Below are 13,707 nucleotides of genomic sequence, written 5' to 3' on the forward strand. Positions count from 1 at the left end.
AAGATAAAGCAAAGCACGGTGAAAAGAAAACTACTCCTCTTTTATCAAATCAAATAATGACTGGAAAGTACAAAATCACAGTTGATTGGATACATGAATTTCCTGTTACAAGTGAAAGTAATGGCTTTGAAATTCTAGTAAGTGATACTAGCATTAAAGCTGAACATGGAAAAGACAAAGAAAAGCACAATGAATCATCTGATGAAGAAAAGGGTGATTGCAGATGTATTACTTTGTTAAAATCCTCTATTCCTAAAGCCGAATTATTTGAAAATGGTGTAAGTGGATTAGAGAATGATCTAAAGATTATTGTCTCAACTTCTAACCAAAAAATGACCTTATCTCTCTCTGCTGATAATCTGAATGGTAGATACTATGCTTTGTTTGTACCAACTACGTCAGGACAATACGATGTCAAATTGAGTGGTCTGATTAGCGGCGTAAGTGTAAATCACACATTTCAACCAGATAGTGTTTTAGTAAAATCGGAATTGTTACAATTCCCATAATTTCTTTTTTTCTAGATTATTCTACGAATGTGAGCCCATTTGGACTTGAACCTTCAATGATTCAAATCCTTTCTTGTATTTTCTTTCGTTCAAGATTCTACCAAATTGAATCTGAAACTATTCCAAATGTCTGAATAATTCCTTACATAAAAGGAAATGTTATAAAAAATATTAAAATTACAGTGTTTGCAGTAGTAACCATAATTCCAATTTTAAAAAATTCTTTGAATGTAAAAGTGATCTTGTGTCTTCTTTCAGCAGTTTCTAAAATTATTACATTGCTTGCAGCACCCAAAATAGTTAGATTTCCTGCAATTGTACTTCCAGCTGCCAATGCAATCCATGGTATGACATTAATTGCAGAAAAACCATAGTCTTGCAAAATTGGAATGGATATTGCAACAAATGGAACATTACTAACTACTTGACTTAATAAAATACTTGTCCCGATTATGTTAATTGATGATGTAGGTGAGTTTGGATTTGGATCAAATGGTAAAATTGTTTGAAACAATTCAATGATTCCTCCATTCCAAACTCCTTGCATAAACACAAACATTGCTACAAAAAATACAATTATTTGCCAATTGATTCCTTTGGTTATCTGTTTCTTTTTGTTACTAATTAGCAATAAAGCAAGTCCTCCAAACATTGCAACATGACTGAAATTCAATTCAGTTGTAATTCCAAATAATTTTACAAGCCCCACAACAAAAAATCCAATCACAGTAATTATGATTAAGATGGATGATTTTTTTGCAAGGCTGGAATCTAAAACTATTGAAGATATTGATTGTGACATTACTGCGTTTGAAAATTCCTTTTTATAGTAACGTTTTAGAATAAAAAATGTAACTAATAGACAAGTTATAGTTGGTAAAAAAAGATACCTGAGAAATGTAAACAGTGGAAATTCCATTCCACTATGAATAGAAATTAACAAATTTTGTGGGTTTCCCATTGGTGTCATCATACTTCCTATTGTAATTCCAAATGCTAGACAAATGAGCATCGGTGCAGGTCTAATATTCATCGGCTTTGCCAATCCAATTACTATTGGAGTTGCAACAAGTGCTATAGTATCATTAATGAGAAATGCAGACAGTAAACCCATTACAAATAAAACGAAAAACAATATTTGGTTAGGCGTCTTTGCAAATGACAAAATTCTAGTTACTATGTGATTTAACATTCCAGAAGATTCTAAGCCTGAAACTAGAATGAACATTCCAAGAAGAAAAAAGATCACATCAAAATTTATGGCCAAAAATGCATCTTCGATTGATATTATTTGCAAAACTAAAACAGATACAGCACCAAATACCATGCTTGCCCATATCGGAATGTTTACTCCTTTTACATTTCTAAAAATAATCAAGCTGTAAACAATTATGAAAATTATCAGAATTGAAAAAAATCCTGAGTTAAAATCCATATTTTACTCTCTTTTGATGTGACGTTTTAAAGATATAATGTAAAAATTGGTTTTACTAATGTTGTACGTCCACTTTTATTCCCATTTTGATTGGGTGAGTCCTTGTGGGACTCATACTATCTATCAGTCCAAGCCCTGTATTTTTTATTTCTTTTTCCAGATAAATTGGTTGTAAATTAATTCTGGTCTGATCTGTCTAAATGGTTGCGCACCGCCTACATACCATTTTGTAAAGAATTCGTACAAGTGCAACCTGAGAGACTGGATATACACAATTAATCCTTCAATCATCATAATTCCCAAGTTACCACCAATAATCATCGCCATTGCAGCACCTGATTCTGCTCCACCTAGTGATGTGAATGCGTTATTGACAGTTAACAATAACGCTGCATGTACAAGCAGCATGATACCAAGTCGAGCATAGCTAATTGTATGAGCTAAACTCTCAACTGTTTTTCCTAAAAGAACTTCCATAATTACACTGGCAGGATCTGCTCCACCTTCTGGATGCTTCTTTGCATGCATTACACCTCCAATCATCATAATTACCATTGATGCAATTACAATAACTACTGCAATTCTTGTAATGATCCAAACTTGGGCCCAATCACCAAGAAACATTGTAACCCATGGAACAGCTTCCGTGTGTACTTTGGAATACATGTTCATCACATCATACTGTGAACCAATTGCACACATCATGACAACTACAATTCCACCATAAAGTGTGATGTTTGGAATTGCTTCAGTAAATACTACAAACTTGTGTCCTTCTTTTAATAATCTAATAACACGTAAAGTCATTGCCCATACCAAGTGTACAATTCCAATGAACAATGAAACTTTGAGAATGTTAATTACTTGTTCAAATGTTAATTCTGCTACACTTAGAATTCCCACAATCCAACTAACTGAATGTAAAGCTCCACCTTCTTCTAACAATCCTTCAAATGGACCCATATGATCTAGGTGATAACCAAACGCTTCTCCTGCACCAACACCTGCTATAGCTGCTGAGGCACCAGAAATTGCAATGAGCATTCCCCATCTAGAAAGTTCTCCCTGTCCTTTGAATTTGAATAGCAATCCTAATCCCATAAGTAACAATCCGTGACCCATATCTGCAAACATTAATCCATAGAAAATTGGCCACATTAGAGCAATCATCGGTGTTGGATCAGGTTCTCCAGCCTTTGGAATTCCCTGACTCTTTGTAATCACTTCAAATGTTTTAACGAATTTTTTATTCTCAAATAATGTTGGAATCTCTTCTTTTAGTTTAGGATCCGTGATGTCTTCTACGACTGACATCCATTGTTTTGTTGAGTCTGTGAATTTTGATTCCATATTTTTTGGAATGAATCCTTGAATTACTGCAAAGTGCTTAGTTCCTCCAGGTTTTCTCAAAGTCTCAAGTACATCTTTTGCAACAAGTGCTTTTTCATGAATAGATAGAATATCCCGTCTAATCTTTTTTGTTAATCCTGCTAATTCTTTTTTGATTGCAGATTGTTTTGCAGTCAATTCTTTTATTTTTGACTCTGCAAGTGCATAAGCCTCACTAGGAACTTGAGGAAAACCTTCTGGAATTTTAAATGTATTAGAATTGAAGCTTCTTAAAACTTTGAGAACTTTTTCAGAATCTCTAGTATCAGAAATTATTAAAATTGCTGATTTTTCTTTATTTTCTAAGTCGTATTTGTAAATTGTAATTCCTTCAAGAGAACGACTAATTTCATTAAAATCAGCAGAATTAATGACAAAGAGATTTGTAAAAAAATGTCTCATCAAACCAAATCCAGAAAGACTCATGTTCATCTTTCTGATCACTTCTAAGGTGTCTTTGAGTGATTTGTATTCTTCAATAGATAATCTTGTGTTTGTTGCATCTTCTAATAATTTTTGGGGTTTATCAATAATAGTTGGAGCCTCTTTGATTAATTGCTCCACCATTTCTTCAATTTCGTTAATTTCATAATCTTTTTTCTTGATTACAGTTCCTTTGAATAAAATCTCCATTATTCCTACGGTTAATGGAATTCCCATTCCTTTAACCACATCATCAATTGATTGAAAAGTTTGTTGTGCTTTTAGTAACAGATCGTCGATTTCAGGCGTAACTAAATCACTAGCAGAATCAATCTTGTGATACCACTCAAACTCAGTTAATCGTGAAATTGCTTTTGGCGACTCACTTCTTGGTAAAATCACTGTTCCAAGTTTTAGATCGGCTGTTCCCAAGACAAATTTTGGGTACTTTCATTGAGTTTAATATCTTTCTGATTTTATTCCCAAACATTAAAATCTATTATGGGTCGACTGGACTCATTGGCATCTAATTCCGCATTAGAAAGTACAATTGACAAAATTTTAAAAAATACTGAAAACGATATCTTGTCAAATATCAAATCTGGCTTAGATGAATCACAAAAAAAACTTAATGATTCTATTCCTAGATTGGAGAGTGAATATGATAAAATTATTTCAGATGGCAAAAAAGAGGCCGACAAGCTCGAAAAACAGATCACGGGAGGTTCTGACATTGAAGCCAGAAATAAACAACTAATAGCATTAGAAGATGCAGTTGGTAAAGTCTTTTCAAAAGTATTGGATGAAATTGCAAATGCTGATCGTAGTGGAACTTACTCCAATCTAATCAAATCATTATTAGAAGAATCAACTAAAATTTTGGGCACTAGTGAAGTTACAGTATATACAAACGCAAAGGACAAAGATGTTGTTCAATCAACACTATCTCAATTTCCGGGAGCGATATTGTCATCTGAAACAATTAATTGTCTTGGAGGAATTAAAGTAAAATCTAAAGATGGAGCAATGACATTTGATAATACCATTGATGCAAGAATTGAACGTCTGAAGCCTTTAATAAGGAAAGATATTGCAGCAAAATTCGGAGTGGGAAATTAGGATATGGCAGCTCAAGGTCGAATTGTTTGGGTCAGTGGACCAGCTGTACGAGCAGACGGCATGTCTGATGCCAAAATGTATGAAACTGTAACTGTTGGAAATTCAAAATTAGTAGGTGAAGTTATTCGATTAACCGGAGATGTGGCATTTATTCAAGTTTACGAGTCAACAAGTGGATTAAAGCCAGGCGAGCCAGTAATTGGTACTGGAAATCCACTCAGTGTATTACTTGGTCCTGGAATTATTGGACAACTCTATGACGGTATTCAAAGACCACTAAGAGAACTATCAAAAGCATCTGGATCATTCATTGGAAGAGGTATTACAACTACAGCAGTAGACATGACAAAAAAATTCCATTTTATTCCAACTGTAAGTAATGGAGATGAAGCTGCTGCAGGAAATATTATTGGAACTGTTCAAGAAACTGATCTTATCAATCATTCAATTATGCTCCCACCAGATCATCCAGGTGGAAAAATTTCAAACCTTGTATCCGAAGGAGATTATGATTTAGAAACTGTACTAGCTACCACTGAAAAAGATGGACAATCAATTCCAGTCAAAATGTATCACAGATGGCCTGTACGAAAACCACGTCCATATAACAAGAGATACGATCCAACTGTACCTCTACTCACTGGACAACGTGTTATTGATACATTCTTCCCAATTGCAAAAGGAGGAACTGGTTCAATTCCTGGTGCATTTGGAACAGGAAAGACAGTTACATTACACCAAATTGCGAAATGGGCTGACTCTCAAGTTGTTGTTTACATTGGTTGTGGCGAAAGAGGAAACGAGATGACTGAAGTACTAGTTGAATTCCCACATCTTAAAGATCCACGTAGTGGAAAACCATTAATGGATAGAACTGTACTTGTTGCAAATACAAGTAACATGCCAGTAGCTGCAAGAGAAGCAAGTATCTACACTGGTGTAACAATTGCAGAATATTACAGAGATATGGGTAAAGACGTTGTACTAGTAGCAGATTCTACAAGTAGATGGGCAGAATCACTCAGAGAAATGAGTGGCAGATTAGAAGAAATGCCGGCAGAAGAAGGATACCCATCATATCTTGCATCAAGATTAGCAGAATTTTATGAAAGAGCAGGTCGTGTTCAAGCAGCTGGTAGTCCAGAACGTGATGGTTCAGTTACTTTGATTGGTGCTGTATCTCCATCTGGTGGTGACTTTACAGAACCAGTTACAACTCACACAATGAGATTTATCAAAACTTTCTGGGCATTGGATGCAAAACTTGCATACTCTAGACACTACCCATCAATTAACTGGATGAATAGTTATTCAGGTTATCTTGCAGATATTGCAAAATGGTGGAGTGAAAACATCAGTCCAGATTGGTTTAATATTAGAAGTGAAACTTATGGTATTTTACAAAGAGAAGATACACTAAAAGAAATTGTCAGACTCTTAGGTCCTGAAGCATTACCTGATGAAGAAAAATTAATTCTTGAAGTTGCAAGAATGGTAAAGATTGCTTTGTTACAACAAAACTCATTTGATGATGTCGATACTTATTGTAGTCCAGAAAAACAATTCAAATTAATGAAATTATGTGTTGACTTTTACAAAAAAGGACAACAGGCACTCAAAGAAGGTGCAGCACTATCTGATATTCGTGAGCTAGGTGTAGTAAGCAGTTTACTTAAAGCAAGAATGGATGTCAAAGATGATGAGATGCCAAAACTTGATAAATTAGAAAAAGACATGCAAGAACAATTCAAATCAATTACAGGAGTAAAGGTAACAAATTGACAACAGAAGGCGGAGTTCAATACAGCAAGATTGCTGAAATCAAAGGTCCTCTAGTTGTTGTAGATGATGTTGAAAATGCAGCATTTGATGAACTTGTTGAAATTGAAACTAACGAAGGTGAAAGAAGACTAGGTAAAGTTCTCGAAGTAGGAAATGGAAAAGCAATCGTTCAAGTCTTTGAAGGAACTACTGGACTATCAATATCTGGAACTAAAGCAAAATTTGTAGGTAAAGTCATGGAAATGCCAGTCTCAAAAGAAGTACTTGGTAGAGTGTTTGATGGGTTAGGTAGACCAAAAGACGGATTGCCAGATCCAATTGCTGATAAATTTATTGACATTAACGGAGAACCAATGAATCCTGAACAACGTGAATATCCAAAAGATTTCATTCAAACCGGTGTTTCTGTAATTGATGGATTAATGACTCTAGTTAGGGGACAAAAACTTCCAATCTTCTCTGGTTCTGGAATGTCTCACAATCTTTTAGCAGCACAAATCGCAAGACAAGCAAGTGTTGTTGGAAAACAAGATGACTTTGCTGTGGTATTTGCAGCAATTGGTGTACAATACAGTGAAGCAGAATACTTTAGAAGAAGTCTTGAAGAATCTGGTGCACTAAAAAGAAGTGTTCTATTTCTAAATACTGCAGATGATCCTGCAATTGAAAGAATCATTACTCCGCGTGTAGCTTTGACTGTAGCAGAGTACTTGGCATTTGAATTAGGAATGCATGTTTTAGTTGTAATTACTGATATGACAAACTATGCAGAAGCACTAAGAGAGATTAGTGCAGCAAGAGAAGAAGTTCCTGGAAGAAAAGGCTATCCTGGTTATCTCTACACTGACCTTTCAACACTTTATGAAAGAGCAGGAAAACTTAATGGAAAAAAAGGAAGTGTTACACAAGTTCCAATTTTATCAATGCCATCTGATGATATCACTCACCCAATACCTGATCTTACTGGTTACATTACAGAAGGACAAATAGTAGTTGGTAGAGATTTGTTCAGACAAGGAGTTTATCCACCAATCAATATTTTGATGAGTCTTAGTAGATTGATGAAAGACGGAATTGGTGAAGGAAGTACTAGAGCAGATCACAGTGAAGTTGCTAATCAGGTTTATGATGCATATTCTAGATCCCAAGAAGTAAGAGCATTGGCAGGTATTGTAGGTAAAGCAGGTTTAACTGAAATTGACCTCAAATATATGGCTGTAGGTGATACTTTTGAAAAAGAATTCCTTACACAAGCAACTGATGAGAATAGAACCATTGAAGAAACATTGGGTCTTTTATGGAAGATTGTATCAAAATTACCAAGAAGTGAGATTACTAAAATCAAAGATAAATTCATTGATCAGTATTACAAGGAAGAGTAACTAAATGTCATTTGGACAAAATGTTGCAGCAACAAAAATTGAACTTTTCAAATATAAAAAATCTACACAAGTTGCAGTCATGGTTCAGCAAATTTTAGATGATAAACGTAAAGTTCTCTTAAAAAATATTGAAGAAATGATTCAAGAGGCATCTAAAGCAAGAGGCGGAATCTGGGATCCTTTGCAAGATATCTACAAATCAGTTAATGAAGCATATTTGGCATTAGGTACCAATACAGTTGACTCTGTTGCAGAATCTACTCCCCCTGTAATGGAAGTTGATGTTAGTATCAGAAGAGTTGTTGACGTAAAAATTCCTGCACTTACTGTAACTGAAAAAGATACCAAATCAATGCCTTATGGATTTGCAGATACAAACTCATCAATTGATAGAGCAGCAAAACAAATCAAGGAATTAATGCCAAAAATTTGCAAGGCAGCAGAATATGAAAATTCTATTTTTAGTCTTGCAAAAGCATTAGAGAAGACCCAAAAATTACTAAATGCTCTTGAAAATGTCATTATCCCTCAATACAAAGAAAACATTCGATTCATTCTCTCCACTCTTGAAGAGAGAGAAAGAGAAGAATTCGCAAAGTTAAAAAAAGTGAAGGCAAAGATGGAAAATAGAGAATAATGGCAAAAGAAGAAATAAAAAAATTACTTGAAAAATCTAAAAAAGAATTAGATGGAAATTATGATAACTTTGTAAAATCTATCCAAGATGATCTAAAATCATTCAAAAAGAAAACACTAGATCGAATTTGAATATCTTATCCCATCATGATTTAAATATGGACTTCAAGGAGCCACATCGTAAATGAAAACTATCGTCATGTTACTTTTGGCAGCATCAGCAATTTCAATTCTAGGTTCTACTGGAGTTGCATTTGCTCAAGAAGATGGTGCATCTAGTGGCGACTCTATGAAACTCTTAGGTGCTGGTTTAGCATTTGGTATTGCAGCCGGTGGAGCAGGTATAGGTCTTGGTCAAGTAGGTGCAGCAGGTCTTGCAGTCATTAGTGAGAATCCAGCTTTACAGTCAAAGGTATTCATCTTCGTAGGTATGGTCGAATCAATCGCAATCTACGGTATAGTTATGATGTTTATCATCTTAGGACAATAGTCCAAACTACATATTTTTCAAATTTTTAGATTTTTTTATTTAATTATATTTTAGCTTGTTTACATCTAAAACTCTAGAACAATATCTGCACTTGAGTACTCTTCCCTCTTTATCAATAACATCCATTACTGACTCAATATACTCTGAACTATTTGTGATACAATCTGGGTTTGAGCATCTAAAGATTCTATCTATCTCATTAGGTAATGACACTCTTCGTTTCTCTACAAGCTTGTATTCTTTTATCATGTTGATTGTAGCTTTTGGTGCAATAACTGCTAACTTGTTTGTATCATCATCTTTTAGAAATTTGTTTTCTACTTTGATGATATCTTTTTTCTTAAATTTTCCACTTGGAACATTCAAGGCTATGGTAATTAGACTTCCGTCTCTACCGTCAATTCTTAACGCATTAAGTACCTGAAGCCCTTTTCCTTCATCTATGTGGTCAATTACAGTACCTTCCTTAATGCGTCGAACCATAAGGTCGGACTGTTCCATCAGAATACTTTGTATAGTCACCTGTATATATTATTGAAAGAATGAATGAGTTCTATCAAAAAGATATCATATCAATTAAGGACTTTGATAAAGAAAAACTTGAAAAAATCTTTACCTTAACTGAAAAAATCATACAACTAAATCCGTCTGAGAGACGAGAGATTTGTAAAGGAAAAACATTAGGATATCTGTTTTATGAACCTAGTACACGAACTCGTCTTAGCTTTGATTCCGCCATGGCATCAATTGGTGGTAACTCATTGGGAATTTCTAATGTTACATCATCATCTACTCAAAAGGGTGAAAGTCTTGCTGATACTGTACGAATGATATCGATTTACTCTGATGTGCTTGTTTTACGTCATACTTTGGATGGTTCCAGTAGATTTGCAGCTGAAGTTTCAGATAAACCTCTAATCAATGCAGGAAGCGGTACAGAAGAACACCCCACTCAGGCTATTCAAGATTTGTTTACAATGAAAAAAGAAAAGAAAAAGATTGACGGTCTTAAAATTGGAATTGTAGGTGACCTAAAGTATGGACGAACAGTTTACTCTCTATTACATGGACTAGGAAATTATGATGTTGATGTTCGTTTAATTTCTCCAGAATCACTACGAATAAGATCTGATTCAACCTATGAAATCAAACAGAAATTGGATCTTACTGAAACTACTGACATTGAAGAACATCTTGATGAACTTGATGTTCTTTATGTTACGCGAATTCAAAAAGAGAGATTCCCTGATGAAGAAGAATATCTCAAAGTTAAGGGAAGCTATGTTGTAGGATTAGATATGCTAAAACGAATGAAAGATGATGCAATAATTTTACATCCTCTTCCAAGAATTGATGAAATCTCAGCAGAGGTTGATAATACAAAAAATGCCAAGTACTTTAAACAAGCTGAATATGGAATGCATACAAGAGCTGCTCTTTTGGGTATGACTCTTAATGAAAATGGATTTTAGTTTTCTAGAATTTCCGATTTCCATATATCTAGTGATATCTCAATAATACTAGTTTGACAGAAACAAAAATTATTCCTATATTTCCTTTAGATTTGGTTTTGTTTCCACGACAAGAACTCCCACTTCGAATCTTTGAACCTCGATACAAACAATTAGTTGATGATTGCATGCTTGGAGATGGTCAGTTTGGAGTATGTTTGATAGATGAAAATAACTCAATTAATGGTTGGAATTCTCCTAAAATAGTTGGAACTATTGCTAAAATATCTAAATGTGAAGATGTAGGACTAGATGGATTACAACTACACATTGAAACTATAGGAAGAAATTCATTTAGAATTAAAAGAATAATTCCACCATCAATTTCTCAGCCTCCAAACTATGATCCACTTTCAGCAGAGGGACATCAAGAAATTTCTGATATTCATGAAAAAGCTGGAACTGAAGAAAAAATGTACATCCAAGCTGAAGTAGAACTAATTCCTGAAATTGATGAGAGTATTTCACTTGAAAAATGGGAAAAGTTAGTTGAACTATGGAAAAAGAAAATCATTAGACAGGCTCTTCCTCAAATTGTTGAACCTCATTCTTTAGATCATGTTTTGGAACAATACTATCTTAACACTGACACTCCTACAGTTGATTATGTTTATTCACTATCTGCAATTGGTGCAAAGGATCCAGATGAATTACAACCAATTTTAGAGGCAACGACAATGGATGAACTAATTAATCAAGTTGAAAAACTATTGACAGCAAAATAATGAAAATTATGATATCATTGAAAGTTTTTGGAATATGTGTTTTATCTGCTTGTTTGTTATTTCCTGCAAGCAGTGTTTATGGACATGGATTTGGTATTGATACAATTCGTTCAATTGACATCCAAGGAAAAAAACTTTCTATTTCAGTAGAAATGCCAATGTATTTTGAAAATGATCAAGAACAAATCACAATAACTGCAACTGAAGATGCTACAAAAGAAAATGCAAAGAATGTGACCTTTCTAATTGGTTTATTTCATAATGGCGAAATGATTTTCAGGAATTATTTCTTTACTGATAATGGTGTTTTACCAATTATAGTATCTCCAAGTGCTGATGAGAAAATCACAATTCATGGCCAACAAGATTCTTTACTTGGAGCATGGCATGGAACTGAAGATAATCCTCTAGAAATTACTGGTCCTTTGTTTAACTCAGGCGGTCTATACAATTTTGAGATTGAAGTTAGAACTATTGATGAGCCTACAAACATCATAGATAATTCTGGAGTTTATAATGCTGATTTGAGCTTAATTGAGACCGTATCTTTCATTCAAAAAGATTCTAAAAATAATGATGTACAATTTCGTTCAAAGTCATATTTTGATTCAATTTCTAATTTCAAGTATGATTTTGAGGCTAAACAAGTTACATTTGAGATGCCATTTGACTGGAGTGAGAAGCAAATGTCTCATGTATCTGTTGTACATATAGAAACCCATTTTCCAAAAAATTTTGTCGAGTTTTTACCTCCTAGCTATTCTGCATATGTAAATGGAGTTGAGCTATTCAACTCTTCAGTATCAGTTGATGATTATACAGAAGATGATGAAAGAATTGTTCATCTTGTTTTGTTACAGGATCATTTACGATATTTGAAAAATGAAATGAGGAAATCTGACGAACCAGTATCTGAAAATATGAAATTTGTTATATCTACTAGTGAGGATATTTCTTTTCCACTAGAAGCATATACAAAAAGTGAAGATTTCAAAGTAAACCTCTCATGGGATCCATTAATTGTGGAGCCTGATGTTGCCACAAATTTTATTTTTACAATCAGAGATGGAAGAACTAATGATCCTCTGAGAAGTTCTGATTATACATTTGTTATAATCCAAAACGGAAAAGAAATTCACCGTGTATCAGGAACAGCACAAGTTGGTGGTGATTTTGAAAAATTTACATTTGCTGAAGATCAGACTGGTCCAACAATAATTAAATTTGAAAATATTAGAAACACTGGACAAGAAACTGAATTTGCACTAGTTGTTGTACCTGAATTTGGTGCTATTACATTATTTTTATTAGCAATTTCAATAATGAGTATTGTTGTTATAACTCGAAGAACTTCATTTAGCATCTAAAATGCAACTAGCTTTACTGTATCCATGTTCTTATTTGTTTGAAAGTCTCTAGTCATTGTGGAAACTTTTTCTGCATCTCCATCAATTAAAAAGAGTTCCATGCATTTTTCTTTTTCAATTTTACTATGAAGATGAGTTGTAATTAGATCTTCGAAATTATGTGTGATTCCTGATACAACATGATCAAATTGATCATTATGTACAACCAAAAGAATCGCATGAATATTTCCTGCCAAATCTGCTTTTTGTTTTTCTTCTGAAACAAACGCTCTGATCCCAGCTCTGATAGCTTCTGATCTACCTGAAAACCCCATGGATGATTGTAATTTGTCTAATTCTGAAAGAATTTCATCATTTAACGAGATCGAAACTATTGGCATATACCTAATGTTATTAATTATCTTATAAGTTTAGCAATTAATCTTATTAAGATTTTATAAATTTATTAATAATATGCATCAAACTACTGTGTGAATATTCAGACAAAACTGGCAATTGCAGCAATTTTGGTAGTAATTCCATTAACTTCCATTGTTGTTTATGGTACTAATACAAATCAACAGTTTTCAGCTGTTGCTGATCCCAAACTTCAAGTAATTTCGTCATTTAATCCACTACACGAATTTTCACAAATAGTTGGTCAAGAAAAAATTAATGCAATTTTATTGATTCCTGTTGGGGTGGAACCACATGATTGGGAACCTACTATCAAAGATGTTCAACAAATGCAAAAATCAGATTTAATTATAATTAATGGAATTGGTTTTGAAAACTGGGTTGATGATCTAATTGATAATGAATATGATGGAATCATAGTTGATACCAGTAAAGGAATAATGGTATCAAAATCAACAAATGAAGAACATGGTGATGAAGAACATGGAGATGAAGAACATGGAGATGAAGAACATGGAGATGAAGAACATGGAGATGAAGAAC

Annotated in this window: 15 protein-coding genes; 11 read left to right on the forward strand and 4 right to left on the reverse strand. The window is 33.8% G+C overall.

The window, feature by feature from the left end:
• The coding region (locus WDZ98_RS04490) for a hypothetical protein (RefSeq protein ID WP_368057119.1) at positions 1 to 509 on the forward strand (509 nt) is incomplete at its 5' end.
• Between the two features lie 142 nt (positions 510 to 651).
• Here WDZ98_RS04490 and WDZ98_RS04495 read toward each other — a convergent pair.
• Both WDZ98_RS04495 and WDZ98_RS04500 read right to left on the reverse strand, forming a co-directional pair.
• The gene (locus WDZ98_RS04495) at positions 652 to 1,944 is read right to left on the reverse strand and encodes an SLC13 family permease (protein ID WP_368057117.1); all 1,293 of its coding nucleotides are present in this window, start codon (positions 1,942 to 1,944) and stop codon (positions 652 to 654) included.
• A gap of 144 nt (positions 1,945 to 2,088) precedes the next feature.
• Positions 2,089 to 4,188: a V-type ATP synthase subunit I gene (locus WDZ98_RS04500; protein WP_368057115.1), complete on the reverse strand. Its 2,100-nt coding sequence runs from the start codon at positions 4,186 to 4,188 to the stop codon at positions 2,089 to 2,091.
• 69 nt (positions 4,189 to 4,257) lie between these two features.
• Here WDZ98_RS04500 and WDZ98_RS04505 point away from each other — a divergent pair, with 69 nt between their 5' ends.
• From WDZ98_RS04505 to WDZ98_RS04530, 6 genes are all read left to right on the forward strand, one after another.
• Positions 4,258 to 4,875, forward strand: a complete 618-nt coding sequence (locus WDZ98_RS04505; protein ID WP_368057113.1) for a V-type ATP synthase subunit E — start codon at positions 4,258 to 4,260, stop codon at positions 4,873 to 4,875.
• 3 nt (positions 4,876 to 4,878) lie between these two features.
• Positions 4,879 to 6,657, forward strand: coding sequence for a V-type ATP synthase subunit A (locus WDZ98_RS04510; protein ID WP_368057111.1), 1,779 nt, complete (start codon positions 4,879 to 4,881; stop codon positions 6,655 to 6,657).
• Entirely contained in the window at positions 6,654 to 8,039 is a 1,386-nt protein-coding gene (locus tag WDZ98_RS04515) for a V-type ATP synthase subunit B (protein WP_368057109.1), read from the forward strand. Before WDZ98_RS04510 ends, WDZ98_RS04515 begins: the two co-directional genes overlap by 4 nt.
• A gap of 4 nt (positions 8,040 to 8,043) precedes the next feature.
• Positions 8,044 to 8,676 (forward strand): V-type ATP synthase subunit D, encoded by a 633-nt coding sequence (locus tag WDZ98_RS04520; RefSeq protein ID WP_368057107.1) that lies wholly within the window; start codon positions 8,044 to 8,046, stop codon positions 8,674 to 8,676.
• Positions 8,676 to 8,807 (forward strand): hypothetical protein, encoded by a 132-nt coding sequence (locus tag WDZ98_RS04525; protein ID WP_368057105.1) that lies wholly within the window; start codon positions 8,676 to 8,678, stop codon positions 8,805 to 8,807. Before WDZ98_RS04520 ends, WDZ98_RS04525 begins: the two co-directional genes overlap by 1 nt.
• A gap of 67 nt (positions 8,808 to 8,874) precedes the next feature.
• Entirely contained in the window at positions 8,875 to 9,165 is a 291-nt protein-coding gene (locus WDZ98_RS04530) for an ATP synthase subunit C (RefSeq protein WP_179373023.1), read from the forward strand.
• 39 nt (positions 9,166 to 9,204) lie between these two features.
• Here the strand turns inward: WDZ98_RS04530 and pyrI are convergent, their stop codons facing one another.
• On the reverse strand, positions 9,205 to 9,666 hold the full coding sequence (gene pyrI, locus WDZ98_RS04535; protein WP_368057103.1) for an aspartate carbamoyltransferase regulatory subunit: 462 nt from the start codon (positions 9,664 to 9,666) through the stop codon (positions 9,205 to 9,207).
• Positions 9,667 to 9,707: 41 nt separating this feature from the next.
• Here pyrI and pyrB point away from each other — a divergent pair, with 41 nt between their 5' ends.
• The 3 genes from pyrB to WDZ98_RS04550 are packed head-to-tail and all read left to right on the forward strand — an operon-like array spanning position 9,708 to position 12,768.
• Entirely contained in the window at positions 9,708 to 10,637 is a 930-nt protein-coding gene (gene pyrB, locus WDZ98_RS04540) for an aspartate carbamoyltransferase (RefSeq protein WP_368057101.1), read from the forward strand.
• Between the two features lie 53 nt (positions 10,638 to 10,690).
• Positions 10,691 to 11,401, forward strand: a complete 711-nt coding sequence (locus WDZ98_RS04545) for an LON peptidase substrate-binding domain-containing protein (RefSeq protein WP_368057099.1) — start codon at positions 10,691 to 10,693, stop codon at positions 11,399 to 11,401.
• A gap of 8 nt (positions 11,402 to 11,409) precedes the next feature.
• On the forward strand, positions 11,410 to 12,768 hold the full coding sequence (locus WDZ98_RS04550) for a PEFG-CTERM sorting domain-containing protein (RefSeq protein WP_368057458.1): 1,359 nt from the start codon (positions 11,410 to 11,412) through the stop codon (positions 12,766 to 12,768).
• On the opposite strand, the gene WDZ98_RS04555 is transcribed toward WDZ98_RS04550, so the two are convergent.
• Positions 12,765 to 13,148, reverse strand: coding sequence for a CopG family ribbon-helix-helix protein (locus WDZ98_RS04555; protein WP_368057097.1), 384 nt, complete (start codon positions 13,146 to 13,148; stop codon positions 12,765 to 12,767). The two genes, WDZ98_RS04550 and WDZ98_RS04555, sit on opposite strands and share 4 nt — an antisense overlap.
• A gap of 90 nt (positions 13,149 to 13,238) precedes the next feature.
• Here WDZ98_RS04555 and WDZ98_RS04560 point away from each other — a divergent pair.
• Positions 13,239 to 13,707, forward strand: a 469-nt coding sequence (locus tag WDZ98_RS04560; protein ID WP_368057095.1) for a metal ABC transporter solute-binding protein, Zn/Mn family, incomplete at its 3' end; no start/stop codon positions are given.

The organism is Candidatus Nitrosopumilus sp. (assembly GCF_040878665.1).
Classification (GTDB): domain Archaea; phylum Thermoproteota; class Nitrososphaeria; order Nitrososphaerales; family Nitrosopumilaceae; genus Nitrosopumilus.

Bases quoted from the DNA above. Each gene is read 5' to 3' on its own strand.
- WDZ98_RS04495 (WP_368057117.1), bottom strand. From the start codon at position 1,944: ATGGATTTTAACTCAGGATTTTTTTCAATTCTGATAATTTTCATAATT.
- WDZ98_RS04505 (WP_368057113.1), top strand. From the start codon at position 4,258: ATGGGTCGACTGGACTCATTGGCATCTAATTCCGCATTAGAAAGTACA.
- WDZ98_RS04510 (WP_368057111.1), top strand. From the start codon at position 4,879: ATGGCAGCTCAAGGTCGAATTGTTTGGGTCAGTGGACCAGCTGTACGA.
- WDZ98_RS04520 (WP_368057107.1), top strand. From the start codon at position 8,044: ATGTCATTTGGACAAAATGTTGCAGCAACAAAAATTGAACTTTTCAAA.
- WDZ98_RS04525 (WP_368057105.1), top strand. From the start codon at position 8,676: ATGGCAAAAGAAGAAATAAAAAAATTACTTGAAAAATCTAAAAAAGAA.
- WDZ98_RS04530 (WP_179373023.1), top strand. From the start codon at position 8,875: ATGTTACTTTTGGCAGCATCAGCAATTTCAATTCTAGGTTCTACTGGA.
- pyrI (WP_368057103.1), bottom strand. From the start codon at position 9,666: ATGGAACAGTCCGACCTTATGGTTCGACGCATTAAGGAAGGTACTGTA.
- pyrB (WP_368057101.1), top strand. From the start codon at position 9,708: ATGAATGAGTTCTATCAAAAAGATATCATATCAATTAAGGACTTTGAT.
- WDZ98_RS04550 (WP_368057458.1), top strand. From the start codon at position 11,410: ATGATATCATTGAAAGTTTTTGGAATATGTGTTTTATCTGCTTGTTTG.
- WDZ98_RS04555 (WP_368057097.1), bottom strand. From the start codon at position 13,148: ATGCCAATAGTTTCGATCTCGTTAAATGATGAAATTCTTTCAGAATTA.